Origin of the sequence: Mesorhizobium sp. M1307 (assembly GCF_040318155.1) — a bacterium.
Taxonomy (GTDB): Bacteria; Pseudomonadota; Alphaproteobacteria; order Rhizobiales; family Rhizobiaceae; genus Mesorhizobium.
On the sequence record NZ_JAMYLR010000064.1, the window covers coordinates 1 to 21,123 of the forward strand.

Here is a 21,123-nt window from a genome sequence, read left to right on the forward strand (position 1 = left end):
GCTCCTTCGCTCAACTGCCTCTCCAAAGAATCCTTTCTCAGCCTAAACTCAACCCCAAAATCGCCATATGCGATTCCCCTGCCCTTGAGGGGGAGATGTCCGGCAGGACAGAGGGGGGTGTGAAGAAATTCGACGCAGGATGTGCGGTTCTGGATCGCTGTGCCTTCGGAAGTCTTGCGACGTCGCCTCAAAACTGTCTTGTCGAAACCTAAGCGACGTCTCTTAGCCCCTCATCCATCCGCGCACCTTGCGGCAACGCTTCCAGCGCTGCCTGCAGCAGGATGTCGCCAAGCCGCGCCGCGACCGCGTCGGGCTCGGCCTCCTTGCGATGCAGGAACAGCGCCATCTTGGGCAAGGCGGGCAGCCCGGCGATCTCCGGCGTCATCGCCCTGACGGTGGCCGGCAGGCCGATATCGGTGCGGATCGTCAGTCCGAGTCCGGCGGCGACGGCTGCCCAGATGCCGCCAAGGCTCGGGCTGGAGAAGGCCATCCGCCATGACAGGCCGGCACGGTCCAGCGTTTCAGTCGCCACGCTGCGCAGCAGGCACGGCGCCTCGAGCGCCACCAGCGCTAACGGCTCGCCTTCGCGCAAGCTGGTTTCGATCTGTCTTGCCGGGCCGATCCAGCGCATCTGGACGTCGGCGACATGCCGGCTGTAAGGCAGCGTCGCGCCATTGTGCCAGGCAAGCGCGATATCCAGGCTGCCCGAAACGATCCGTTCGGCAAGCTCATGGCTGCGTGCGATCCTGGCCTCGATCTTGACCTTGGGATGGGCGCGGGCGAAGCGCCCGAGCACCTCCGGCAGCACCGCCTCGCCGAAATCCTCCTGTAGCCCAAGCCGCACCCAACCCTCCAGCTCGACATCGTGGATGGCGGAGGCGGCCTCGTCATTGAGCTCGATCAGCCGCCGCGCGTAGCCGAGCATGGTCTCGCCCGCGTCCGTCAGCGCCAGGCCACGCCCAGATTTGCGGAAGATCGGCGTCGCCGCCTGCTCCTCCAGCTTCTTCAATTGCGCACTGATTGCCGAGGTCGAGCGGCCGAGCCGGTCGGCGGCCTTGGCGAAGCTGCCCAGCTCCATCCCGGTAACGAAGCTGCGCAGGACGTCGAGATCGAATGTCACGCGTCGCATGCCAATAATCCTGATATTCGGGACATTACGTCAAAAACTTCCTGATATTCAGTACGAAGCTATGGCGGTAGAGAGAGCGCGTCAAGACCGAATGCAGCCGACCCATGCAGGAGCTGAACCATGTCCGCTGTCGCCACACGAGCAGATTGCAAACCGCTTCGCCCGGCCGCCGTTACCACCCCGTCAGAGGCGGCGGTGCTTCGAGCCAATCATCGCTGGAAGGTGCTGGGCATCGGCGTCGCCGCCAATGCCTGCTTTTCCGCGACCTTCTCCGGCATTCCGGCGACGGCGGTGTTCCTGCGCTCGGGCTATCATCTCTCCAATGGCGAACTCGGCCTGGCGCTTGGCCTTCTCGGCCTGGGCGTGGCGCTGAGCGAATTGCCGTGGGGGCTGCTGACCGATCGCTGGGGCGACCGCCGCGTGCTGCTGACGGGGCTCGGCGCAACCGCGGTCTGGCTGCTCGTCATGGCCGCGCTGGTCGTGCCGTCACTGGCCCATATTCCCGGCATCGCGCTTCTCGCCGCTGCCTTGCTGGTCACCGGATTGCTCGGCGGCAGCGTCAACGGCTCCAGCGGCCGCGCCATCATGGCCTGGTTCGGCGAAGGCGAGCGCGGCTTTGCCATGAGCATCAGGCAGACGGCGGTGCCGCTTGGCGGCGGGCTTGGCGCGCTCGTGCTGCCGTCGCTCGCTTCAGCCCATGGCTTCACGGCGGTCTTCGGACTTCTGGCGGCTGCATCCGCGGTCTCGACCTCGCTCGCCTGGCGCTGGCTGCATCAGCCGCCGGCGCATGACGATGCCAATTCGGGCAGCATGGCATTGTCGGCCGGCCCGGCGCCGCTGCGCAACCCGGCCGTCTGGCGCATCGCAACAGCCATCGGCCTGCTTTGCTTTCCGCAGGTGGCGGTGCTTACATTTGCTTCCGTGTTCCTGCATGATTTCGCCGGCATGGGAACAGCCGTGATCAGCGCCAGCCTGGCTGCCGTGCAGGTCGGCGCCATGGTCATGCGCGTCTGGAGCGGCCGCTACACCGACCGTCACGGCAACCGCCGGTCGTTCCTGCGTCTGTGCAGCATGCTGAGCGTGGCCGCCTTCACCGTGCTTGCGGCGCTCGTCTTGTTTTCGGCCCAATTCTTGTCAGGCCAAGCGCCGATGCTGTCGCCGGCGATCGTTGCGGTGCTGGTCGTGGCCGGTATCTGCGTCTCCTCCTGGCATGGCGTTGCCTACACCGAGCTTGCGACGCTGGCCGGCGCCAGCCAGGCCGGAACGGCGCTCGGCCTCGCCAACAGTCTGGTCTTCATTGCCTTCTTCCTGGTGCCGATCGCCATTCCCGGGCTTCTCGTGCTCTGCTCGTGGGCAGGCGTCTGGCTGGGTGCGGCTATTTGCGCGCTGATCGCCTGGCCGATCTTTCTTCCGTCAAGCGATGGCCGCAAAAGCGCCTGACTTCGACACGAGATGGGAAAACAACGTTCTAAGCTGTTAACGCCCCATCAAGGTTAATGCATCATTGTAGCTCTCCAGTGGGGTCCGTCGCGTTTCTGGAGAGTTCCGTGCATCGACGTGTTTTGACGCGGCTTGTCGCCGCCGCCGGTGAGAAAAAGCGTTCCTTCCTGTCTCCCCTCGTTATTGGCCTTGGCATCTGGATCGGCTTTCCGACGGTCGCTGCCTATCAGGACATGACCAGCCTGGTCTCCGGCCTGGAGGCGCCGAGCGTCCGCTGGAACGCCTATGTCGAGAAATCCGTCGCCGGCTCCGTTCACGCCGCCGAAATGCCCTTCCTCGATTCCAGCAGCACCGGCTCGCTCTCCGGCTCCGGTGTCCAACTGCCCGGCATCGGCTCCGTCTCGTTTCGCGGCAAGGGCAGCATCGCCGGCACGACGCCGGACGAGAACCGCATCACGCGTGCCGACAAGAAGGGCCGCATCATCCAGGTCTCGCCCGTCTCGCCGCCGAAAAACTTCAATGCCGGCTCGATCTTCGAGCGCACCTCCTCGCTGCTCCGCCCAAGCATGGACAGCGGCCTGAGGATGGCTTTCGCCAAGCCCGAGATCAAAGGCAAGGAAATCCAGATCGCCGCCGCCTTCCACACGCGCATCGACAAGAAGCCGGATCCCGGCGTACCGGCGATGCTTGCCGCGCTGGTCAACAACGATCATCCCGACGTGCTGGCGACCGCCTACGCCTCGTCGGCTCCCGATTATGCACAGGCGTCGCCCTTCGAGGCCTTGCTGCAGGACGAGGACCCAAACGACGGCCGCTTCATTCCGCCGCTGAGTAAGGGCGATCATTCCTGGATGCAGACGCCGCTGCCGGCGAGCGTCTTTTCCAAACCGGAGCAGGCCTGTCTCGCCAACGGCATCTATTTCGAGGCGCGCGGCGAATCCGTGCGCGGCCAGGCCGCCGTCGCTCAGGTCATCCTCAACCGCGTCCGCAACCCGACCTATCCGAACTCGATCTGCGGCGTCGTCTACCAGAACGACAACTGGTTCAACCGCTGCCAGTTTTCCTTCGCCTGCGACGGCAGGAAGAAGCGCATCGACAACCACGCTGCCTACCAGACCGCACAGGATGTCGCCATGGCCGTCACAGCCGGCAAGATCTTCATTCCGGAAGTCGGCTCGTCGACCCATTATTACGCCAACTACGTCCATCCGGGCTGGGCGCGGACGATGCAGAAAATGACCAGGATCGGCCTGCACATCTTCTACCGCACCTATGGCGGCGGCTGGAGCTGAGCGCTCGGGCAGCCCTTGCATCTTTCGCGCGAGAGCGGCCGATCGAAGGCCCGTCGCCGTAGGGATTCGGCCGCAGCCCGCCAGAGGCCGCGTCGGGCACGATGTCGCACCCGAGCAAGTAGCTGATTTATAACAAAAAAATACTTGAGCTTGAACGTCTGCCCGTGGCTTGACGGGCGCGGACCCTCTAACTATGTTGCCGGCGACTTTAAGAAGCGGACGGACGGTGACGGTCTGACCGGGCAGGGGGGTTGCGTGGCCGACAAGAATGGGCCAGACGGAACCGGCAAAACCGGCCGCGGCAAGCAGCATGAAGCCGACATCCGCGACGACGATCTTGAGCGCCGCCGGCGCGACCTTGAAGCATCGCTTGCGACAAGGCGGCCGGACCGGCTCGAGGGGAAAGGCGACGCGAAAACGGGCAGTGTGGCCGGGTACGGCCAGGCGCTCAAGCTGTCCAGCGAGTTCATCGCCGGGATAGTGGTCGGTGCGGCTCTCGGCTGGTTTATCGATCGCGTGGCGGGGACATCGCCATGGGGTCTGATAGTCGGGCTGCTGCTGGGTTTTGTCGCCGGCGTGCTCAACGTCCTGCGTTCAGCCGGGCTTGTGTCGGAATTCGGAACGGGCGACAAACCGCGCGATCCGAAAGAATGAATTGAGGCGCCGCATGCCGGCGCATTGAACAGAATGCTGAAGCCGTCTGCGGCTTTGATGGGGATTTAAAGTGGCTGCTGACAAGGTCGATCCGATCCACCAGTTCCAGATCCATCCGATCATTCCGATTCACATCGGCGGCTACGACCTGTCTTTCACCAATTCGGCTCTGTTCATGCTTGCGACGGTCGCTGTCGCATCGGCGTTTCTCTACCTCAGCACTTCGAGCCGCAGCCTGGTTCCGGGCCGCCTTCAGTCGGTCTCGGAAATGGCCTATGAATTTGTCGGCAATATGCTGAGGGACGCGGCGGGCACGCAAGGCATGAAGTTCTTCCCCTTCGTGTTCTCGCTGTTTATGTTCGTGCTTGTCGCCAACCTGCTTGGCCTGTTCCCGTATTTCTTCACCATCACCAGCCACATCATCGTCACTTTCGGCCTCGCTGCGCTGGTGATCGGAACGGTCCTCGTCTACGGCTTCACCAAGCACGGCCTTGGCTTCCTGAAGCTGTTCGTCCCGCATGGCGTGCCGGTCTACCTGCTGCCGCTGGTGGTGCTGATCGAGGTGATTTCCTTCGTCTCGCGTCCGGTCAGCCTGTCGGTTCGTCTGTTCGCCAACATGCTCGCCGGTCACATCACGCTGAAGGTGTTCTCGGGCTTTGTCGTCAGCCTGAGCGCGCTCGGCGCGGTCGGCGTGGCGGGTTCGGTTCTGCCGCTGGCGATGGCCGTGGCGCTGACGGCGCTGGAGCTGCTGGTCGCGTTCCTGCAGGCCTACGTCTTTGCGGTGCTGACCTGCATGTATCTCAACGACGCCCTGCATCCCGGGCACTGACAAGGTTTCCGGCATTGCCGCCGGATCGATTTTGCAACGGAATTTTAGATCCAAAGGAGTTGAACAAATGGACGCAGAAGCAGCAAAGTACATCGGTGCCGGCATCGCATGCCTCGGCATGGGCGGCGCGGGCATTGGCCTCGGCAACATTTTCGGCAGCTATCTGGCGGGCGCGCTGCGCAACCCGTCGGCCGCCGACGGCCAGTTCGGCCGCCTGATCTTCGGCTTCGCCGTGACCGAAGCGCTGGGTATTTTCTCGCTTCTCATCGCGCTTCTCGCCCTGTTCGGCTGAATGCTTGTTCGGCTGAACATTGGCAAGAATTGAACAGGCAGGCCGCGATCCTGCGGCGGGCCTGAATTTCGGGGATAGTCCATGTTCGTGACATCTGCCTTTGCGCAAGAGTCCGCGCCCGCCGTCGAAGGCGGCAGCGCTGGCACCGGCGTGCCTGCCGAGGCGCACGGCACGTTCCCGCCATTCAATCCGGCGACGTACCCCTCGCAGCTTCTATGGCTGGCAATCACCTTCGGGCTGTTTTATCTCTTCTTGAAACGGGTGGTGATGCCGCGCGTTGGCGGCATCATCGACGTGCGCAACGACCGCATCACGCAGGATCTCGATCATGCTGCCCGGCTGAAAAGCGAGGCCGATGCCGCCGTTGCCGCCTATGAGCAGGAATTGGCGGAAGCCAAGGGCAAGGCCAATGCGATCGGCCAGCAGGCCAACGATGCGGCCAAGGCGGAAGCCGAGGCTGCCCGCAAGACGATCGAGGCAGCGCTTGACCAGAAGCTTGGCGAGGCCGAGGCGCGTATATCTTCCATCAAGGCCAATGCCATGAAGGAAGTCGGCACGATCGCCGAGGACACCGCATCGGCCATCGTCGAAGCGCTTGTCGGCGGCAAGGCCAGCAAGGCCGAAATCGCGGCCGCGGTCAAATCCGTGGCCGGGTGAGGAGCGCATCATGGACGCCACATCTCTCGCGACGCTTTGGGCAACGGTTGCCCTCGTAATCTTCCTCGGCATCGCCATCTACATCAAGGTGCCGGGCATGATCGCCAAGGCGCTCGATGCCCGCGCCGACAAGATCAGCAGCGAGCTCGAGGAAGCGCGCCGGTTGCGCGAAGAGGCCCAGCAACTGCTTGGCCAATACCAGCGCAAGCGCAAGGAAGCCGAGCAGGAGGCCGCGGCCATCGTCGCCGCCGCCAAGCGCGAAGCCGACATGCTTGCCGCCGAGGCGCACAAGAAGACCGAGGACTATGTCGCCCGGCGTACCGCCTTGGCCGAGCAGAAGATCGGCCAGGCGGAGCGCGAAGCAATCGGCGAAGTGCGCGCCAGCGCCGTCGACATCGCGGTCGAAGCCGCGCGCGCGCTGCTGGCCGGCAAGATCGACGCCAAGGCCGGCGCCGACCTGTTCAACGCCTCGCTGCAGGATTTGAAGTCGAAGCTGAATTAAGCGACTTCGTCGAGAAATTCATCGAAAGCCGCCCGGGAAACCTGGCGGCTTTTTTGTTAGCGAAAGCGGCCAAGCGCGTAATCTCCCCCCTCGAGGGGGAGATGGCCGGCAGGCCTGAGGGGGTCGCCGCGCGTGAAGCACCAGCCTTCTCTTTCGTCCCGCATGACGTCGCGCCAGGACGTACCGACCCCCTCTGTCGCCTTTGGCGACATCTCCCCCTCAAGGGGGGAGATCCGCGCCTAGCGAATGTTGCTATTTTTGATACGTTAAATGCCATTGCGGCGCAGACCCTCGGTATCGATGAGACCAAAAATGACAACGGGCGCATTCTCGGCGCTGCATTGCTGGGGATCTGGCCCAGGGAAACCGCACGAATGGCTCTGGCGCAATGGAATCCTGCAGACGTCAAAGCCAGATGTGGCGTGTCGGCATAAATGACTATGAAGAGATTCTTTTTTTTACTGCTAGCCATTGTGATATCATGTGTAACATTAATAGTGCTATTGTTTGCATTTAACCAAGTATTGATTCGAATTGACAGGAACAACTTTACCGTAGGAACGATTTCCGTTGGAACTACGCAATTTGCGGAACAGCAAGGTTCCGGGAGTACGTTTCACGTTATTTTGCTTTCGTCGGATACTGACATTTCTGTCGCATGTGGAGTTGGTGTGAGTAAATCAACCGACCACGACGGATATCTAACCCCGCAAGCCTCAATGGTATGTGAGCGTAAAGCTCACCGATTGCTCTTTAGATGAGTTTAATTACATATTGTGATGCTGCGACGAAGACTTAAAAGGTAGAAGGCCGATTGTGAGGCGATGGGCGAAGTGCGTGCCAGCGCAGTCGATATCGCCGTCGAAGCCGCGCGCGCTGCTGGCCGGCAAGATCGACGCCAAGGCCGGCGCCGACCTGTTCAATGCCTCACTGCAGGATTTGAAGTCGAAGCTGGACTGAACGGCTGCATCTACAAGTCATCGAAGCCGCCCGGGAAACCTGGCGGCTTTTTTGTTAGCGAAAGCGGCCAAGCGCGTAATCTCCCCCCTTGAGGGGGAGATGGCCGGCAGGCCAGAGGGGGTCGCCGCGCGTGAAGCGCCAGCCTTCTCTTTCGTCCCGCATGGCGTCGCGCCAGGACGTACCGACCCCCTCTGTCGCCTTTGGCGACATCTCCCCCTCGAGGGGGGAGATCACACCGAATCGCTCAATCCAAACCCGAAAAACCCTCTTCCTCGAGCACCTCGGTGCCGCCGAACCGGAACGGCGCGAAGGAGGCGCGGTGCAGCCGCGCCACTGGTCCATGCAGATCGATCGCCGTGCGATGGCGCACAGTGGCGTAGCCCATATGCAGTTCGAAGCCGTAACGCGCATGATGGCTGCCGCAGCCGCACATCATGCGGTCGCGCATCACCTTGGCGACGATCGAGGCTGCGGCGATCGACTGCGAGCGCTGGTCGCCCTTGATCAGTGCTTTGCCCTCGCAGGGCAGGCCGGGCGGCACGTCGCGGCCGTCGGCCAGTGCCAGCTTCGGCCGGATTGACAGGCCGGCCACTGCACGGCGCATCGCCTCCAGGCTGGCCTTGAGGATGTTGGAGGCATCGATGCCTTCGGCGCTGACCGACGCCATCGATATGGCGAGCGCGGAGCCGAGGATTTTCAGGAACAGCGCCTCACGCTGCAAATGCGTCAGCCGCTTGGAATCGTCGAGGCCGTCGGGGATGTTGGCTGGATCGAGCACCACCGCTGCCGCCACCACCGGTCCGGCGAGCGGGCCGCGGCCGGCCTCGTCCATCCCCGCCACCGGCCACAGGCCTTCGGCCATCGCCCTCGTCTCGAACGAGAAGTCGGGTTTCTCGACGATTTCGAAGAGAAGCGGAGAATCGGAACGCGGGCGAGCCATGGTGCGGCGAGGTTCGCATCGGCTCCGATTCTCCGCAAGTCCCTCCGGGTCGGGCGGGGCACCGGACCAGGAGGGGCTACCGTCTGCAAGCCCGGGGACAGGACAGGCCGGACGGGATTTTTGCCTGTTGCCGACCGCTTCAAGCGGCTGGCGCAAGACGCTTTGTCACAGCAGCATCAGCTGCTCGGTTGCCTTGGTTGCGGGGACGAACTGGTCGGTCCTGAGCGAGCGCCGCTCGGCATTGAGGCCGAGCCGTTTGGCGGCGATCTCGAAGCGCCGGCCGATCTGCCAGGCATACGGGCCGGAGCCTTTCATGCGCTTGCCCCATTCCGAATCGTAGTCCTTGCCGTCGCGCATCGACCGGATCAGCGACATGACGTGGCGATAGCGGTCGGGATAATGGCGCAGCAGCCAGTCCTTGAAGATTGGCGCGACCTCCAGCGGCAGGCGCAGCAGCACATAGCCGGCTTCACGCGCGCCCGCTGCCTGCGCCGAATCGAGGATGCGCTCCATTTCCGGGTCGGTCAGTCCGGGGATGATCGGCGCGACCATCACCGAGGCCGGTATGCCGGCGTCCGAAAGCTGCCTGATCGCCTCCAGCCGCTTGGTCGGCATCGACGCGCGTGGCTCCATGGTGCGCGCCAGCATGCGGTCGAGCGTCGTCACCGACAACGCCACCTTGGCCAGCCCGCGTTCGGCCATGCGCGACAGAATGTCGATGTCACGCGTCACCAGCGCCGATTTGGTGACGATGCCGACCGGGTGCCCGCGCGCCTCCAGCACTTCGAGGATCTCGCGCATGATCCGGTATTGCTTCTCGATCGGCTGATAGGGATCGGTGTTGGTGCCGATGGCGATGGTGCGCGGCTGGTAATTATCCCTGGACAATTCCTTGTCGAGCAGCCGCGCCGCATCCGGCTTGGCAAACAGCTTCGATTCGAAATCCAGCCCCGGCGACAGCCCCATGAAGCTGTGCGTCGGCCGCGCGAAACAATAGACGCAGCCATGTTCGCAGCCGCGATAGGGATTGATCGAGCGGTCGAAGGAGATATCGGGCGATTCGTTGCGGGTGATGATGGTGCGCGGCTTCTCGACCTGTACCTCGGTCTTGAAGGGCGGCAGCTCCTCCAGCGAATTCCAGCCGTCGTCGAACACGTGCCGGCTGACCGGCTCGAAACGGCCGGACGGATTGATGCCCGCCGACCTGCCGCGATTGCGGTCGGGACGGACGCGCATGCCGCTCTGCTCGATCATCGCATTCGCCATCTCGGCCCTGCCAGCGCCGAAGGCGGCAATGTCGGCACGCACGATCTGTTCCATTTTGGCCCTTTCCCAGGGACTGTCCGCCCGCTGTCGAATCGCTCTGCTCATGAATGTATTCCTATCGCATTGATGAGAACAAAGCAAGAACTTTCTCGCGGCGCGCCGCAAAAACTGGCGCTGCCCACCGCTTTCCGCTATTCGGCTAAACATGCTCAGCGTCCTGATCGAAACCCTGAATGACGAGGAGGGCCTTGCCCGCACGCTCGCCTCGCTGATCGGCGGCGCGGTCGAAGGCGTGGTGCGCGACGTTCTCGTCTGCGACACCGGCTCGACCGATCAGACGCACCGCGTCGCCGAACATGCCGGCTGCCACTATGTCAGCGGCGGCATCGCCGCCGGCATCAGGCAGGCCAAGGGCGACTGGCTGCTTTTGCTCGAACCGGGAGCGCGGCTGGGAGAGGGCTGGATCGACGAGGTCGTCGCCCATACGGCGAGGCAAACCATGGCGGCGCGGTTCTCGCGGGCACGCGGCAGCCGCGCGCCGTTCCTGTCGCGCGTCTTTGCCGGAAATCGCGCTCTCGCCGAAGGCCTGGTGATCAGCAAGCGTCAGGCCGCCGCGCTGTCGAAGAATGCCCGCAGCGCCGAAGCGATCGCCCGCGGCCTGGCGACCAGGAGGCTCCACGCCGAGATCTGGGTCGCGCCGCGGAAGTGACAGCTTACCGTCCCGGTTATGGGAACTCCGCCCAAGCACATTTTCTGGCGGGTCGTCGTTTATTGTGCATTGCACAAAATCTGGCCGGGGGTTACCATTCCCGGCGATATGGGCGAATAGGGTTTGGGGTGTGCCGGAGCGGCGACGACTAACGTCGATGCTGTTCCATCGACATTTTGAGGACCCCGATGACCCTTTCAAGCCCTGACAAGTCCGGCGCTGCAAGCCTCGAGGCGATCGCACGAAACGGCGGCACGCTGCGCCGCATCGCCGCCCGCATCCCGACCTATCTTTCCGACCTTCGCGAGAATCCGGCATGGCTGCCGATGTTCATGCTGGCCCGCACCATGCCGGCGCGGCGGCTGCACTGGCGCAGTGCAAAGCCCGTTCCGCCGGCGCGCAATGTCGGTGAAACGATGTTCGCCGGCGTCGACCGCGATGCCGTCGTCGGCGCGCTGCGCACCGAGGGGCTCTATTCGGGCCTGATGCTGCCGGCCGCCATCCATGAGGAGATCGCCCGCTTCGCCGAGCGCACGCCATGCTTCGGCAATTTCGACCGCCGGCTGGAATTCCTGCCCGAAAAACACGCCGATGCCGAAAAGCATTTCGGCCGCCCGCTGCTCAGCGGTCACTATTTCGAACGGGTCCTCGACTGCAACGCTGCGGTCGCCGTGCAGCGCGATCCGCTGCTTCTCGATATCGCAGCGCACTATCTCGGCAGCCAGGCCAAGCTGATCACGACCCGCGTCTGGTGGAGCTTTCCGACCGGTGGCGTCTCGGACGCCGACAAGAACATGGCCTCGCTCGGCAAATACCATTTCGACCTCGACGACTGGCGCATGCTGAAGTTCTTTTTCTACCTGGTGCCGGTCGACGCCGACACTGGGCCGCATGTCTATGTCCGCGGCTCCCATAACCGCCGCATCCTGAAGCATCAGCTGACGCTGCTGGTCGGCCATTCGGCGGAAGAGGTGCTGGGCGTCTACGGCGAGCAGAGCCCGGTCACGCTGACCGGGCCGGCCGGCCTCGGCTTTGTCGAGGATCCGTTCGGCTTCCATATGGGCACCGTGCCGACGCGCACGCCGCGGCTGATGATGGAGGTTGGCTTCGGCGTCTCGCCGCCGTCGCGCCGGCGTTTTCACGGCGAGCCGGTCATTCGCTAAACCGAGGTCGCTTGGCTGATACCTCGGTTCGTCTCAGCCGCGCCGCAAATGCTCGTCCAGCCGCGGCATGATCTCGACGAAGTTGCAGGGCATGTGCCGATAGTCGAGCTGCGGCTTCAAAATGCCGTCCCAGGCGTCCTTGCAGGCGCCGGGCGAGCCCGGCAGCACGAAGACGAAGGTGGCGTTGACGACGCCGCCGGTTGCCCGGCTCTGGATCGTCGAAGTGCCGATCTTGTCGTAGGAGATGCGGTGGAACACTTCGGAAAAGCCGTCCATGCGCTTTTCGAAGATCGGCTCCAGCGCTTCCGGCGTCACGTCGCGGCCGGTGAAGCCGGTGCCGCCGGTGGTGATGACGACATCGATCGCATCGTCCTTCGACCAGCCCAGGACCTTGTCGCGGATCTTGTCGCGGTCGTCGGTGACGATGTCGCGGGCGGCCAGGACATGGCCGGCCTCGGCGATACGGTCGGCCAGCGTCTGCCCGGATTTGTCGTCGGCGAGGCTGCGCGTATCGGAAACGGTCAGTACCGCGATGCGCACGGGAACGAAGGGGCGGCTCTCGTCAATCCTGGCCATGGGCATCAACCTCCGATGTCACGCTTCGCGTCGCCGCGACAAACCAGTCGGGATGGCGGCTGCGAATATCGACGGCCGCGCGCTTGGCCACATTGCCGGTCTCGAACAGCCCGAAGCAGGTGGCGCCGGAGCCGGACATCCTGGCAAAACCGGCTCCGGCCTTGTTCAGCACGGAAAGCGCCTTGCCGATGGCGGGCTGGATTGCACGCGCCGCAGGCTCGAGATCGTTGCGGGTGATCTCCAGCCAGTTGCGGATGCTGTGGAAGTCGAGGCTGTGCGGCAGCGGCGGCAGCCCCGCATTGTCGCGGCGGCCAAGCGCCTCGAACACGTCGGCCGTCGAGACGGCAGTGCCGGGATTGACGAGCACCAGACCCAGCGCCGGGAAACCCGGCACGAGCGTCAGCTCGTCGCCGATGCCGCGGGCTATCAGCGGTCTGGCTGCGAGGCACATCGGCACGTCGGCGCCGAGCGACAGGCCGATCCGCGCCAGTTCGGCATCGCCGACATCAAGTCCCCAGGTCTGGACCAGGGCGCGCAGCACAGCCGCCGCATCGCTCGACCCTCCGCCGACACCGGACGCGACCGGCAGGTTCTTTTCGAGCCTGATGGCGACAGCCGGTGCGTGCTGGGGACCGGCCTCGCGCCGCAGTGCATCGCGCGCTCTCACCACCAGATTATTGTCGTCGACCGGCACCGCGGAGGCGTATTTGCCGGACACGGAAAACCCATCGCTGTCGGCAAGCTCCGTTTCGATGCGATCGCCGAAGCGCGTGAACACAGCCAGGCTTTCGATCGTGTGATAGCCGTCGGCACGCTGGCCGGTGACGTGCAGCGCGAGATTTATCTTGCCGTGCGCATGCGACGCCCGGATGCTGGCCTCGGCGTTCACTGGCTCGGCCGCGAGGGGGACGACGGTCAATCCTTGGCCAGACGGTATTCGCCGGTCTTCGGGTCCTTGACCAATGTTCCCATTGTACCGTTGGCGGCCTGCTTTTCGGTACGCCGCACCTTGGCGGTCACACGCTCGGCTTCCCTGACGAAGGAGCGGTAGCCGAAATAGGCGGCAATGCCGACGACGGCGAAGAAAATGATCTGCGGCATGTCAAACTCCTCCCTCGCAAGGCCGGCAAGGCGGCCGGTCGGGTCGGTTGATGATTTATGCTAGACGCTTTCACCGGCTTTTCAAAGCCCGAAGCGCGCCCACAGCGCGCGCTCTTCCGCTGCATCGATGACGCCGCTTGCAGCGGCGGCGGCAATATCGGGCGCCGAAAAGCTCGAGCCGAACAGGCCGAAGCGGCCGAACAGGCCGCGCGGCGCGGTGATCAGCTTGAGCTGGGTTTTCGGCCCGAAACGGCTCTTCAGCACGCTGCGCATGTCGCCGAGCGCATCGACCAGCCCGAGTTCGAGACCCTTCTTGGCCGTCCAGAAAAGTCCGGTGAACAGGTCTGGATCGTCCTTGAGCTTGCTGCCGCGCCTGTCCTTGACGAGATCGATGAAGGTCTCGTGGACCTCGAGCTGCAGCGCCTTCAGGCGCTCGACGTCTTCCTTCTTTTCCGGCTTGAACGGGTCGAGCACCGCCTTGTTCTGGCCGGCGGTGTGGACGCGGCGCTCGACACCGATCTTCTTCAACAGCTCTGGAAAGCCGAACGAGGCCGACACCACGCCGATCGAGCCGACGATGGAGGACGGGTCGGCAAAGATCTCGTCGCCGGCGACCGCGATCATGTAGCCGCCCGAGGCCGCCACGTCCTCGACGAAAACCAGGACTTTCTTGTTCTTCTCGCTCGCCAGGTCGCGGATGCGCCTGAAGATCAGCCGCGACTGCACCGGTGAACCACCTGGCGAATTGATCGAGATGGCGACCGCCGGCGCGTCGAAGGAAAACAGCTTTTCGAGAAGGCCGGCGGTGGAAGCGAGCGACAGGCTCGGCCGGAACTGGCCGCCGCCGGGCATGATGGTGCCGTGCAGGCGGATGACCGGAATGGTGACGACGGCGGAGCGCCAGGATTTCGGCAGCAGGCGGTTGAAAAGGCGTTTCACGAGGGGGCGGTCTCCGGTCGATTTGCTTGAGGCATGTAGGAATTCGCCGGCCAACGGCAATGCCGTCACGCCGGCAATCAAAATGGATCAGTCTCCGAACAGCGACGCCAGCCCGTTATTGATCAGCTCTGCCCGTTCCGAGGGGCCATTGCCTGAATAGGCATGCAGCATCAGCGGCGGTCGGATCGACAGTTTGCCGCGTGCGCCGAGAATTGCCCGGACGACGATGCGGATCGCTGCCGCCTCGGGGCGAGGGTGGACGGCCAGCATCTCGGCGTCGCCGAAGCGGCCGGCAATAGCATCGAGGATGGCGCCGAGCTGTTCCGGCCTGGCGATGACGGCCAGCCCGCCGCCCGGCCTGACCACCGCGGCCGCGCTGCGGATCCAGCTGTCGAACAGCCCGTCCTCCGAGACGTGCGCGGCCTTTCTCAGCGGATCGGGCGTCGCGCGATCCTCGGCGGCATTGAACGGCGGGTTCATGATGACGAAATCGAAGCTGTTGTCCTCGAGGCCGGCGGCCGTTCGCGCCCGGCCCGACAGCGTGACATCGGCGACGAGCACCGAGGCGCGGTCGCTGAGATGCGCATTGCCGGGATGGGCAAGCGTGGTTGTGGCGAAGGCCGCCATTTCCGGGGAACGCTCGACAAGCACGGCCTCTGCAGCGGGGCAGCGCGACAGTACCGCCAGGCCGGCGGCACCGGCACCCGCGCCAAAGTCAGCAAGCCGCCCGGCGAAGGAGGACGGCACGGCAGCCGCCAGCATCATCGCATCCATGCCGGCGCGGTGGCCCGCCTTTCTCGGCTGCACCAGCCAGAAGCGACCGCGATGAAAGGCATCGACCGTATGAGCCGGCATGTCCGGGACAAGGGCAGCGGGCGACGCGGACATTATTTTTGGCGGATCTCGTTGGCGATGCCGGCATCCGTCAGGATGCGCCGCGCCGCATCGGCCTTGTCGGCATCCACCATGACACGGCGGGGCAGGATGCCGATCGAGCCGTCGAGGACGCTCATGTTCTGGTCGGCGACGAAACAGCCGATGCCGGCATCGCGCATCAGCGATTCGACAAACGAAATGATGACGGCGTCGTTGGTGCGGATGAGCTCTATCATCGGATGAAACTCGCAGTTTGCGGCGTTGATGTAAACGTAGGCGTGATCATGTACCAGAGCCGGCGCGCCAATTCGCCTCTTGCCGCGCCGGTGGGTGACACCCTAGAGTCTGTCCAGGGACCATGTTGCCGTCGTGCATATCGAGGTTGGGAGTTTTGCCGTGGGTGTCGTTCTCAACATTGAAAACGGGAAGCGCGAAGCCGCCTCGATAAAGGACCTCATCGACCTGACCGCGGCCGACATGGGGCGCGTCAACAAATTGATCCTGTCGAAGGCCGGCTCCGATGTCGAGATGATTCCGGAGATAGCCAACCATCTGATCTCGTCGGGCGGCAAACGGCTGCGGCCGATGCTGACGCTCGCCGCGGCCCAGATGTTCGGCTATTCCGGCGACGGCCATGTCAAGCTCGCCACATCGGTCGAATTCATGCATACCGCGACACTTCTCCACGACGATGTTGTCGATGAAAGCGGCATGCGGCGCGGCAAGAAGACGGCACGCATGATCTGGGGCAACCAGGCCAGTGTTCTGGTCGGCGATTTCCTGCTCGGCCAAGCCTTTCGCATGATGGTCGATGTCGGCTCGCTGGAAGCGCTCGATATCCTGTCGAGCGCGGCCTCGGTCATCGCCGAAGGCGAGGTGATGCAGCTCGCTGCCGCAAAAAACCTCGAGACCACCGAGGATGAGCATTTCGCGGTGATCAAGGCCAAGACCGCGGCCCTGTTTTCGGCCGCCGCCGAGGTCGGCCCCGTCATCGCTCAGGCGACGCGCAATGATCGCGCAGCACTCCGCTCCTACGGCATGAATCTCGGCCTTGCCTTCCAGCTGATCGATGACGCGCTGGATTACGGCGGCACCAGCAAGGATCTCGGCAAGAATGTCGGCGACGATTTTCGCGAGGGCAAGGTCACGCTGCCGGTGATCCTCGCCTATCGGCGCGGCACCAAGGCCGAGCGCAGCTTCTGGAAACGCGCCATCGAGGACAATGCCGCCGACGATGCCGGGCTGGAGAAGGCCATCGGCCTGATGCTCCGCCATGGCGCGATTGCCGACACCATCGGGCGCGCCCGCCATTTCGGCGAGATCGCCCGCGACGCGCTGGCGCCGCTCGAGGCGACGCCGCAGAAATCGGCGCTGATCGACGTCATCGATTTCTGCATCAGCCGGGTGAATTGACAGGCATCGGCGCCCCGCGCTTGTTCTCATCGAGCCTTTGCCGGAAGAACCATTGCTGCCAGCAGGCTAACGACGATGCCCGCCGCCGCGAGCCAGAAGGCGACCTGGATGCCGTCGGCGACGGCAATTTTCAACGCATTGCCGGACAATTCGCCGATTTGGCTGTTCGCAATCGCAATCAGCACGGCCATGCCGATGGCGTTGCCGACATTGAGCGTCGTCGAAGCCATCCCCGAGGCGACGCCTTGCTGGTCATGGGCAACGCCGGAAGCGGCGGCAATCCACATTGCGGTCCAGACGATGCCTTGTCCGACGCCGGAGACGATCAGGCCAGGTACGAGGGCCAGATAGCTGCTCTCCGCGGTCGCGCCTGATTCCATCAATGCTGTGCCGACCGCGCCGACGATCATGCCGCCGACCAGCGTGCTGCGCGTCGAAAAGAGCGTCGCCAGACGCTCGCCGGCTTGCGTGCCGGTGGCGATGGCGACCGACGGCACGAGAAAGGCGAGGCCCGTCTGCAAGGCAGTGAAGCCGTGCACGTTCTGCAGCAGCACGGTGAGGAAGTAGGGCAGCGCGCCGAAAGTGGCCATGTAGAGGAAGGTTATCGTCATGCCGGCGACGAGGCTGCGGTTGTGGAACAGGCGCAGCGGCATCAGCGGGTCGGCGCTGTTGGCCTCGATCACGGTGAAGGCGATCAGGAAGAATGCCGCCAGTGCTGCGCTGACGATGATTGCGCCAGAGCCCCAGCCATATTCGGGCCCCTGAACCAGGGTGAAGACAAGCAGCGTCGCGCCGGCGGTGACGGTCAGCGCGCCCGGCAGATCGAAGCTGCGCTGCTCGTGCCGCTTGCGATCGCGCGGGATGATGGCGAAAGCCGCGATGATGGCGATCCCGGCCAACAGCACGTTGACGTAGAAGACCGACGGCCAGCCGAAGGCGCTGGTCAGAAACCCGCCGGCAAGCGAACCGAGCGTCAGGCCGCTGGCGCCCGCGCCGCCCCAGACGGCGAGCGCCCGGTTGCGTTCCGGTCCCTCGGCGAACAGGCGGTTGATCAGCGACAACGTCGCAGGAAACAGGAACGCGGCGCCGATGCCTTGCACGGCGCGGGCCGCGATGATGATTTCCGGCGACCAGGCGAGGCCGCCGACCAGAGATGAGAGCGCGTAGAGCCAGAGCGCGAAGATGAAGACGCGGCGCTGGCCGATCAGGTCGGCGGCCCGGCCGCCGAACAGCAGGAAGCCGCCGGTGAAGACGGTGTAGGCGCTGACCACCCACTGCAGGGTCTGGCCTGAAAATGCGAGGCCGGCGCCGATCTCCGGCAACGCCACGAAGACTATGTTGAGGTCGAGCGAGATGATGAGCTGCGCGAAGGCGAGCAGCGCCAGCGTTGCGCCATGTTTCGCCCTGCTTGCTCCCTGCGTTATCGCCCCGAGCGGCGCGCCTTGATCCAGTGAACTCATGCCGGTCTCCTTGTCGACAATTATTTAATGATCGACAAAGAATTGAGATTTGCAATCCGAAGTCAAGCGGATTATTTGTTGATCGACAAAAATTGGAGACCGCCATGGCGGGAAGGCCAAGGGAGTTCGACCGCGACCAGGCGCTGGAGAAAGCCCGCGACGCTTTCTGGAGACGCGGCTACGAGGGCACCTCGATGGCCGATCTCGTATCGGCGCTTGGTCTCGCATCGGCGCGCATCTATGCCGCCTTCGGCTCGAAGGAGGATCTGTTTCGCGAAGCGGTGGCACTTTACGAGGCCAATGAGGGCGGCTTCGCCACACGCGCACTGCAGGAAGAACCAAATGTCCGGCGCGTCATCGAGCGCATGCTTCGCGACGCCGTCGAAATCTATACGCGGCCGGGGCAGCCGCAGGGCTGCATGGTGGTGACGGCCGCGACCAATTGCGCCGTCGAAAATGACGCCGTGCTGCAATGGCTGGCGGAGCATCGGCTGGCGCGTACCGCATCGATCGTCGAGCGGTTGAAGCAGGCGGTGCGCGATGGCGAATTGAAGCCGGACGCCGACGCCGAGACGTTGGGGGATTATTACGCCACGCTGCTGCACGGCCTTTCGGTGCAGGCACGCGACGGCGTGCCGAAAAAGCGGCTGCACGATCTTGTCACCGTCGCCATGCAGGCGCTCGACGCAAGCCTTTCGCAAGCACCCTGAGGTTCGGGGCCGTGACGCCGGTTTCCCATTGCCGAATTGTCGCAATGCGGTCGTGCGACCTCTTTCGGCATGGTTTATTAATTGCTTGGCCCGATTGTGAATTCGGGCCGGGTTGAAGCACGACCCCAAAAAGGCCATGCTTTTCCTGTAAAGATCGAGTCTAGTGCGATCCCGCTGACGCGGAGATGGCGTTTGGCTGAAAGGGATATGATGCGGCAAGGATATGCGCGCTGGCTGACGGGGCTGGCAATCGCGACGGGCATGGCGATCTCGGCTTTGCCGGCGCATGCCAAACAGACCGCCGAGCCGGTCAGGATCACATCCTTCTCGGGGGCCTATCTCGCCGCCAGGATTGCCGACGGCGACAACGACCTCGACAGCGCCATTTCTTATTACAAGCAGGCGCTTGCCTTCGATCCGAACGATACGGGACTGCAGCAGAGCCTGATGCTGTCGCTGATCGCGCAGGGGCGCTTCGACGAATCCCTGGTCTATGCCGACAAGCTCAAGGCGGTTCCCGATGTCGAGCGCTTCTCGCGCCTGGCGCTGGCCATCGACTCCTTCCACAAGAAGGATTTCTCCAAGGCCGAATACTGGCTCAAGCTGTCGCTCGAATCCGATCTCGACCGGCTGATCTCAGGCGTCATGACCGGCTGGGCCAAGCAGGGTGCGGGTGACGCCGGCGAGGCCATGGCTTCCATCGACAAGCTGCAAGGCCCCGACTGGTTCAGCCTGTTCAAGTCCTTCCACCGCGCCTTGATTGCCGACGCCTCCGGCCTGCCCGACAGGGCGGATGCGCTCTACACCGCCACCGTGCAGGACACCGCCGCCGGCGGTGCGGCCCCCGAGACATGGATGCGCAACGCGCAGGCCTACGCGTCTTTCCTCGCCCGCAAAGGCGACAAGGCCAAGGCGCTGTCGGTGCTCGACAAGGCCGAGGCGTTTGCGCCCGGCAAGGTCGAGATTGCGTCCCTTCGCGACAAGATCAACAAGGGCGAAAAGATCGAGCCCTTCGTTGCCGGTCCGTCGGACGGCGCCTCGGAAATCCTGCTCGATCTCGCCACCGCGCTCAACCGCGGCGGCGGCGAGCCGTTCGTGCGGCTTTATCTGCAATATGCCCTGGCGCTGCGGCCCGACAACGACGCGGCGCTCGTTCAGCTTGCCGCCGTTGCCGAGCAGTTGAAAGACGGCGAGGGCGCCATCGCGCTCTATCGCCGCATTCCCGCCGGCTCGCCGCTGAAGCAGCTTTCGGACCTGCAGCTTGGCCTCAACCTTGCCGATCTCGACCGCAACGACGAGGCGATCACTCACCTCAAGGCCATCGTCGATGCGCATCCAGACGACATGCGCGCCTATCTGGCGCTCGGCGGCGTCTATTCCTCGAAGGAGGATTTCCGCTCCGCCGCCAATCTTTACGACAAGGCAGTCGAGGTGCTGAAGACGCCGACCGCCGCCAACTGGAACATCTTCTACCAGCGCGGCATCGCCTATGAGCGGCTGAAGGAATGGCCGAAGGCCGAGCCGAATTTCCGCAAGGCGCTGGAGCTCTACCCCGACCAGCCGCAGGTCCTGAACTATCTCGGCTATTCCTGGGTCGACAAGAACATGAACCTCAAGGAAGGCCTCGCGATGATCCAGAAGGCCGTCGACCTGAGGCCGAGCGACGGCTACATCGTCGATTCGCTGGGCTGGGCCTATTACCGCCTTGGCCAGTTCGACGACGCGGTGCGCGAAATGGAACGCGCCGTTTCGTTGAAGCCGGAGGATCCGGTGCTCAACGATCACCTCGGCGACGCCTACTGGCGCGTCGGCCGCAAGCTGGAAGCCACCTTCCAGTGGAACCAGGCCCGCGACCTGAAGCCGGACCCGGATGTGCTTGCCGCCTTGCAGCAAAAGCTGATGAAAGGCCTGCCGCCGATCGAATCCAACACGGCGCAGGAAACCCCGAACGTAAAGCCCTTGCCGGCGCCCGCCCCTAAGGGGTGACCCTTCTTTCCTTCTCCCCTTGTGGGAGAAGGTGGATCGGCGCGCAGCGCCGAGACGGTTGAGGGGTGTCGGACGGATTGCCGTCGGTGCCAAGCTGGAACACCCCTCATCCGACCGAGCTTCGCTCGGCCACCTTCTCCCACAAGGGGAGAGCGACTGTCTTGGCTGTCAAGTTGTTTGCCACGGTTTTTGATCCCGGACGATAGCGTTGAGAATGGTGAGAAGCTTG

At 63.9% G+C, this 21,123-nt stretch carries 22 protein-coding genes and 1 pseudogene; 13 read left to right on the forward strand and 10 right to left on the reverse strand.

All coding sequences use genetic code 11. The annotated features are described in order from the left end of the window. Positions 1–208: 208 nt before the first annotated feature. Positions 209–1,129: a LysR substrate-binding domain-containing protein gene (locus tag NKH16_RS32680; protein WP_352743415.1), complete on the reverse strand. Its 921-nt coding sequence runs from the start codon at positions 1,127–1,129 to the stop codon at positions 209–211. 120 nt (positions 1,130–1,249) lie between these two features. On the opposite strand from NKH16_RS32680, the gene NKH16_RS32685 reads away from it, so the two are divergent. From NKH16_RS32685 to NKH16_RS32720, 8 genes and pseudogenes are all read left to right on the forward strand, one after another. Continuing rightward, positions 1,250–2,569, forward strand: coding sequence for an MFS transporter (locus tag NKH16_RS32685; protein WP_352743413.1), 1,320 nt, complete (start codon positions 1,250–1,252; stop codon positions 2,567–2,569). Positions 2,570–2,676: 107 nt separating this feature from the next. After that, entirely contained in the window at positions 2,677–3,861 is a 1,185-nt protein-coding gene (locus tag NKH16_RS32690; RefSeq protein WP_352750497.1) for a cell wall hydrolase, read from the forward strand. 255 nt (positions 3,862–4,116) lie between these two features. Continuing rightward, positions 4,117–4,515 carry an AtpZ/AtpI family protein gene (locus NKH16_RS32695; protein WP_352903597.1) on the forward strand — a complete coding sequence of 133 codons (399 nt, stop codon included), beginning with the start codon at positions 4,117–4,119 and terminating at the stop codon, positions 4,513–4,515. Positions 4,516–4,585: 70 nt separating this feature from the next. Continuing rightward, positions 4,586–5,344, forward strand: a complete 759-nt coding sequence (locus tag NKH16_RS32700; protein ID WP_352501993.1) for a F0F1 ATP synthase subunit A — start codon at positions 4,586–4,588, stop codon at positions 5,342–5,344. Positions 5,345–5,411: 67 nt separating this feature from the next. Then, on the forward strand, positions 5,412–5,636 hold the full coding sequence (locus NKH16_RS32705) for a F0F1 ATP synthase subunit C (protein WP_006206606.1): 225 nt from the start codon (positions 5,412–5,414) through the stop codon (positions 5,634–5,636). A gap of 81 nt (positions 5,637–5,717) precedes the next feature. Then, the gene (locus NKH16_RS32710) at positions 5,718–6,293 is read left to right on the forward strand and encodes a F0F1 ATP synthase subunit B (protein ID WP_352449932.1); all 576 of its coding nucleotides are present in this window, start codon (positions 5,718–5,720) and stop codon (positions 6,291–6,293) included. Between the two features lie 10 nt (positions 6,294–6,303). Next, positions 6,304–6,795 carry a F0F1 ATP synthase subunit B gene (locus NKH16_RS32715; RefSeq protein ID WP_023674071.1) on the forward strand — a complete coding sequence of 164 codons (492 nt, stop codon included), beginning with the start codon at positions 6,304–6,306 and terminating at the stop codon, positions 6,793–6,795. 821 nt (positions 6,796–7,616) lie between these two features. Then, positions 7,617–7,755 (forward strand): annotated as a pseudogene (locus tag NKH16_RS32720) (ATP F0F1 synthase subunit B); the annotation flags it as partial. Between the two features lie 244 nt (positions 7,756–7,999). On the opposite strand, the gene rnhB reads toward NKH16_RS32720, so the two are convergent. Together rnhB and NKH16_RS32730 are read right to left on the reverse strand one after the other, a co-directional pair. Continuing rightward, complete coding sequence (gene rnhB / locus NKH16_RS32725; RefSeq protein ID WP_352903599.1) at positions 8,000–8,695, reverse strand: ribonuclease HII; 696 nt, start codon at positions 8,693–8,695, stop codon at positions 8,000–8,002. A 165-nt stretch (positions 8,696–8,860) separates the two neighbouring features. Beyond that, on the reverse strand, positions 8,861–10,015 hold the full coding sequence (locus NKH16_RS32730; RefSeq protein WP_352903601.1) for a PA0069 family radical SAM protein: 1,155 nt from the start codon (positions 10,013–10,015) through the stop codon (positions 8,861–8,863). Positions 10,016–10,166: 151 nt separating this feature from the next. Here NKH16_RS32730 and NKH16_RS32735 point away from each other — a divergent pair, with 151 nt between their 5' ends. Next, positions 10,167–10,670: a glycosyltransferase gene (locus tag NKH16_RS32735; RefSeq protein WP_292664385.1), complete on the forward strand. Its 504-nt coding sequence runs from the start codon at positions 10,167–10,169 to the stop codon at positions 10,668–10,670. A gap of 188 nt (positions 10,671–10,858) precedes the next feature. Beyond that, the gene (locus NKH16_RS32740; RefSeq protein WP_352903602.1) at positions 10,859–11,833 is read left to right on the forward strand and encodes a phytanoyl-CoA dioxygenase family protein; all 975 of its coding nucleotides are present in this window, start codon (positions 10,859–10,861) and stop codon (positions 11,831–11,833) included. Between the two features lie 33 nt (positions 11,834–11,866). Here NKH16_RS32740 and moaB read toward each other — a convergent pair whose 3' ends face one another. The 6 genes from moaB to NKH16_RS32770 all read right to left on the reverse strand — a co-directional run bounded on the left by moaB (position 11,867) and on the right by NKH16_RS32770 (position 15,561). Next, positions 11,867–12,409 carry a molybdenum cofactor biosynthesis protein B gene (moaB, locus tag NKH16_RS32745; protein WP_352456849.1) on the reverse strand — a complete coding sequence of 181 codons (543 nt, stop codon included), beginning with the start codon at positions 12,407–12,409 and terminating at the stop codon, positions 11,867–11,869. Continuing rightward, the gene (locus tag NKH16_RS32750; protein ID WP_352903609.1) at positions 12,396–13,298 is read right to left on the reverse strand and encodes a 4-(cytidine 5'-diphospho)-2-C-methyl-D-erythritol kinase; all 903 of its coding nucleotides are present in this window, start codon (positions 13,296–13,298) and stop codon (positions 12,396–12,398) included. The genes moaB and NKH16_RS32750 overlap by 14 nt, the downstream gene beginning before the upstream one ends. 26 nt (positions 13,299–13,324) lie before the next feature. Beyond that, positions 13,325–13,510 carry a membrane protein gene (locus tag NKH16_RS32755; RefSeq protein WP_023674078.1) on the reverse strand — a complete coding sequence of 62 codons (186 nt, stop codon included), beginning with the start codon at positions 13,508–13,510 and terminating at the stop codon, positions 13,325–13,327. Between the two features lie 81 nt (positions 13,511–13,591). Further along, positions 13,592–14,449 carry a S49 family peptidase gene (locus NKH16_RS32760; RefSeq protein WP_031211037.1) on the reverse strand — a complete coding sequence of 286 codons (858 nt, stop codon included), beginning with the start codon at positions 14,447–14,449 and terminating at the stop codon, positions 13,592–13,594. 87 nt (positions 14,450–14,536) lie between these two features. Next, the gene (locus NKH16_RS32765; protein ID WP_352878585.1) at positions 14,537–15,337 is read right to left on the reverse strand and encodes a tRNA1(Val) (adenine(37)-N6)-methyltransferase; all 801 of its coding nucleotides are present in this window, start codon (positions 15,335–15,337) and stop codon (positions 14,537–14,539) included. Then, positions 15,337–15,561 carry a putative signal transducing protein gene (locus tag NKH16_RS32770; RefSeq protein WP_023674082.1) on the reverse strand — a complete coding sequence of 75 codons (225 nt, stop codon included), beginning with the start codon at positions 15,559–15,561 and terminating at the stop codon, positions 15,337–15,339. Before NKH16_RS32770 ends, NKH16_RS32765 begins: the two co-directional genes overlap by 1 nt. A gap of 160 nt (positions 15,562–15,721) precedes the next feature. Between NKH16_RS32770 and NKH16_RS32775 the strand changes: the two genes are divergently transcribed. Beyond that, the gene (locus NKH16_RS32775; protein ID WP_292663011.1) at positions 15,722–16,738 is read left to right on the forward strand and encodes a polyprenyl synthetase family protein; all 1,017 of its coding nucleotides are present in this window, start codon (positions 15,722–15,724) and stop codon (positions 16,736–16,738) included. A gap of 26 nt (positions 16,739–16,764) precedes the next feature. Here NKH16_RS32775 and NKH16_RS32780 read toward each other — a convergent pair whose 3' ends face one another. Continuing rightward, the gene (locus NKH16_RS32780; RefSeq protein WP_352903605.1) at positions 16,765–18,198 is read right to left on the reverse strand and encodes an MFS transporter; all 1,434 of its coding nucleotides are present in this window, start codon (positions 18,196–18,198) and stop codon (positions 16,765–16,767) included. 104 nt (positions 18,199–18,302) lie between these two features. Between NKH16_RS32780 and NKH16_RS32785 the strand changes: the two genes are divergently transcribed. Together NKH16_RS32785 and NKH16_RS32790 are read left to right on the forward strand one after the other, a co-directional pair. Beyond that, positions 18,303–18,908, forward strand: a complete 606-nt coding sequence (locus NKH16_RS32785) for a TetR/AcrR family transcriptional regulator (RefSeq protein ID WP_352903607.1) — start codon at positions 18,303–18,305, stop codon at positions 18,906–18,908. Positions 18,909–19,118: 210 nt separating this feature from the next. Further along, positions 19,119–20,894: a tetratricopeptide repeat protein gene (locus tag NKH16_RS32790; protein ID WP_352878594.1), complete on the forward strand. Its 1,776-nt coding sequence runs from the start codon at positions 19,119–19,121 to the stop codon at positions 20,892–20,894. The last annotated feature ends 229 nt before the right edge of the window (positions 20,895–21,123 follow it).

Excerpts from the sequence above, each read along its gene's own strand:
- NKH16_RS32680 (WP_352743415.1), bottom strand. The coding sequence starts at position 1,129 with ATGCGACGCGTGACATTCGATCTCGACGTCCTGCGCAGCTTCGTTACC.
- NKH16_RS32685 (WP_352743413.1), top strand. The coding sequence starts at position 1,250 with ATGTCCGCTGTCGCCACACGAGCAGATTGCAAACCGCTTCGCCCGGCC.
- NKH16_RS32705 (WP_006206606.1), top strand. The coding sequence starts at position 5,412 with ATGGACGCAGAAGCAGCAAAGTACATCGGTGCCGGCATCGCATGCCTC.
- NKH16_RS32710 (WP_352449932.1), top strand. The coding sequence starts at position 5,718 with ATGTTCGTGACATCTGCCTTTGCGCAAGAGTCCGCGCCCGCCGTCGAA.
- NKH16_RS32715 (WP_023674071.1), top strand. The coding sequence starts at position 6,304 with ATGGACGCCACATCTCTCGCGACGCTTTGGGCAACGGTTGCCCTCGTA.
- rnhB (WP_352903599.1), bottom strand. The coding sequence starts at position 8,695 with ATGGCTCGCCCGCGTTCCGATTCTCCGCTTCTCTTCGAAATCGTCGAG.
- NKH16_RS32730 (WP_352903601.1), bottom strand. The coding sequence starts at position 10,015 with ATGGAACAGATCGTGCGTGCCGACATTGCCGCCTTCGGCGCTGGCAGG.
- NKH16_RS32735 (WP_292664385.1), top strand. The coding sequence starts at position 10,167 with ATGCTCAGCGTCCTGATCGAAACCCTGAATGACGAGGAGGGCCTTGCC.
- NKH16_RS32740 (WP_352903602.1), top strand. The coding sequence starts at position 10,859 with ATGACCCTTTCAAGCCCTGACAAGTCCGGCGCTGCAAGCCTCGAGGCG.
- moaB (WP_352456849.1), bottom strand. The coding sequence starts at position 12,409 with ATGGCCAGGATTGACGAGAGCCGCCCCTTCGTTCCCGTGCGCATCGCG.
- NKH16_RS32755 (WP_023674078.1), bottom strand. The coding sequence starts at position 13,510 with ATGCCGCAGATCATTTTCTTCGCCGTCGTCGGCATTGCCGCCTATTTC.
- NKH16_RS32765 (WP_352878585.1), bottom strand. The coding sequence starts at position 15,337 with ATGTCCGCGTCGCCCGCTGCCCTTGTCCCGGACATGCCGGCTCATACG.
- NKH16_RS32770 (WP_023674082.1), bottom strand. The coding sequence starts at position 15,561 with ATGATAGAGCTCATCCGCACCAACGACGCCGTCATCATTTCGTTTGTC.
- NKH16_RS32780 (WP_352903605.1), bottom strand. The coding sequence starts at position 18,198 with ATGAGTTCACTGGATCAAGGCGCGCCGCTCGGGGCGATAACGCAGGGA.
- NKH16_RS32785 (WP_352903607.1), top strand. The coding sequence starts at position 18,303 with ATGGCGGGAAGGCCAAGGGAGTTCGACCGCGACCAGGCGCTGGAGAAA.
- NKH16_RS32790 (WP_352878594.1), top strand. The coding sequence starts at position 19,119 with ATGCGGCAAGGATATGCGCGCTGGCTGACGGGGCTGGCAATCGCGACG.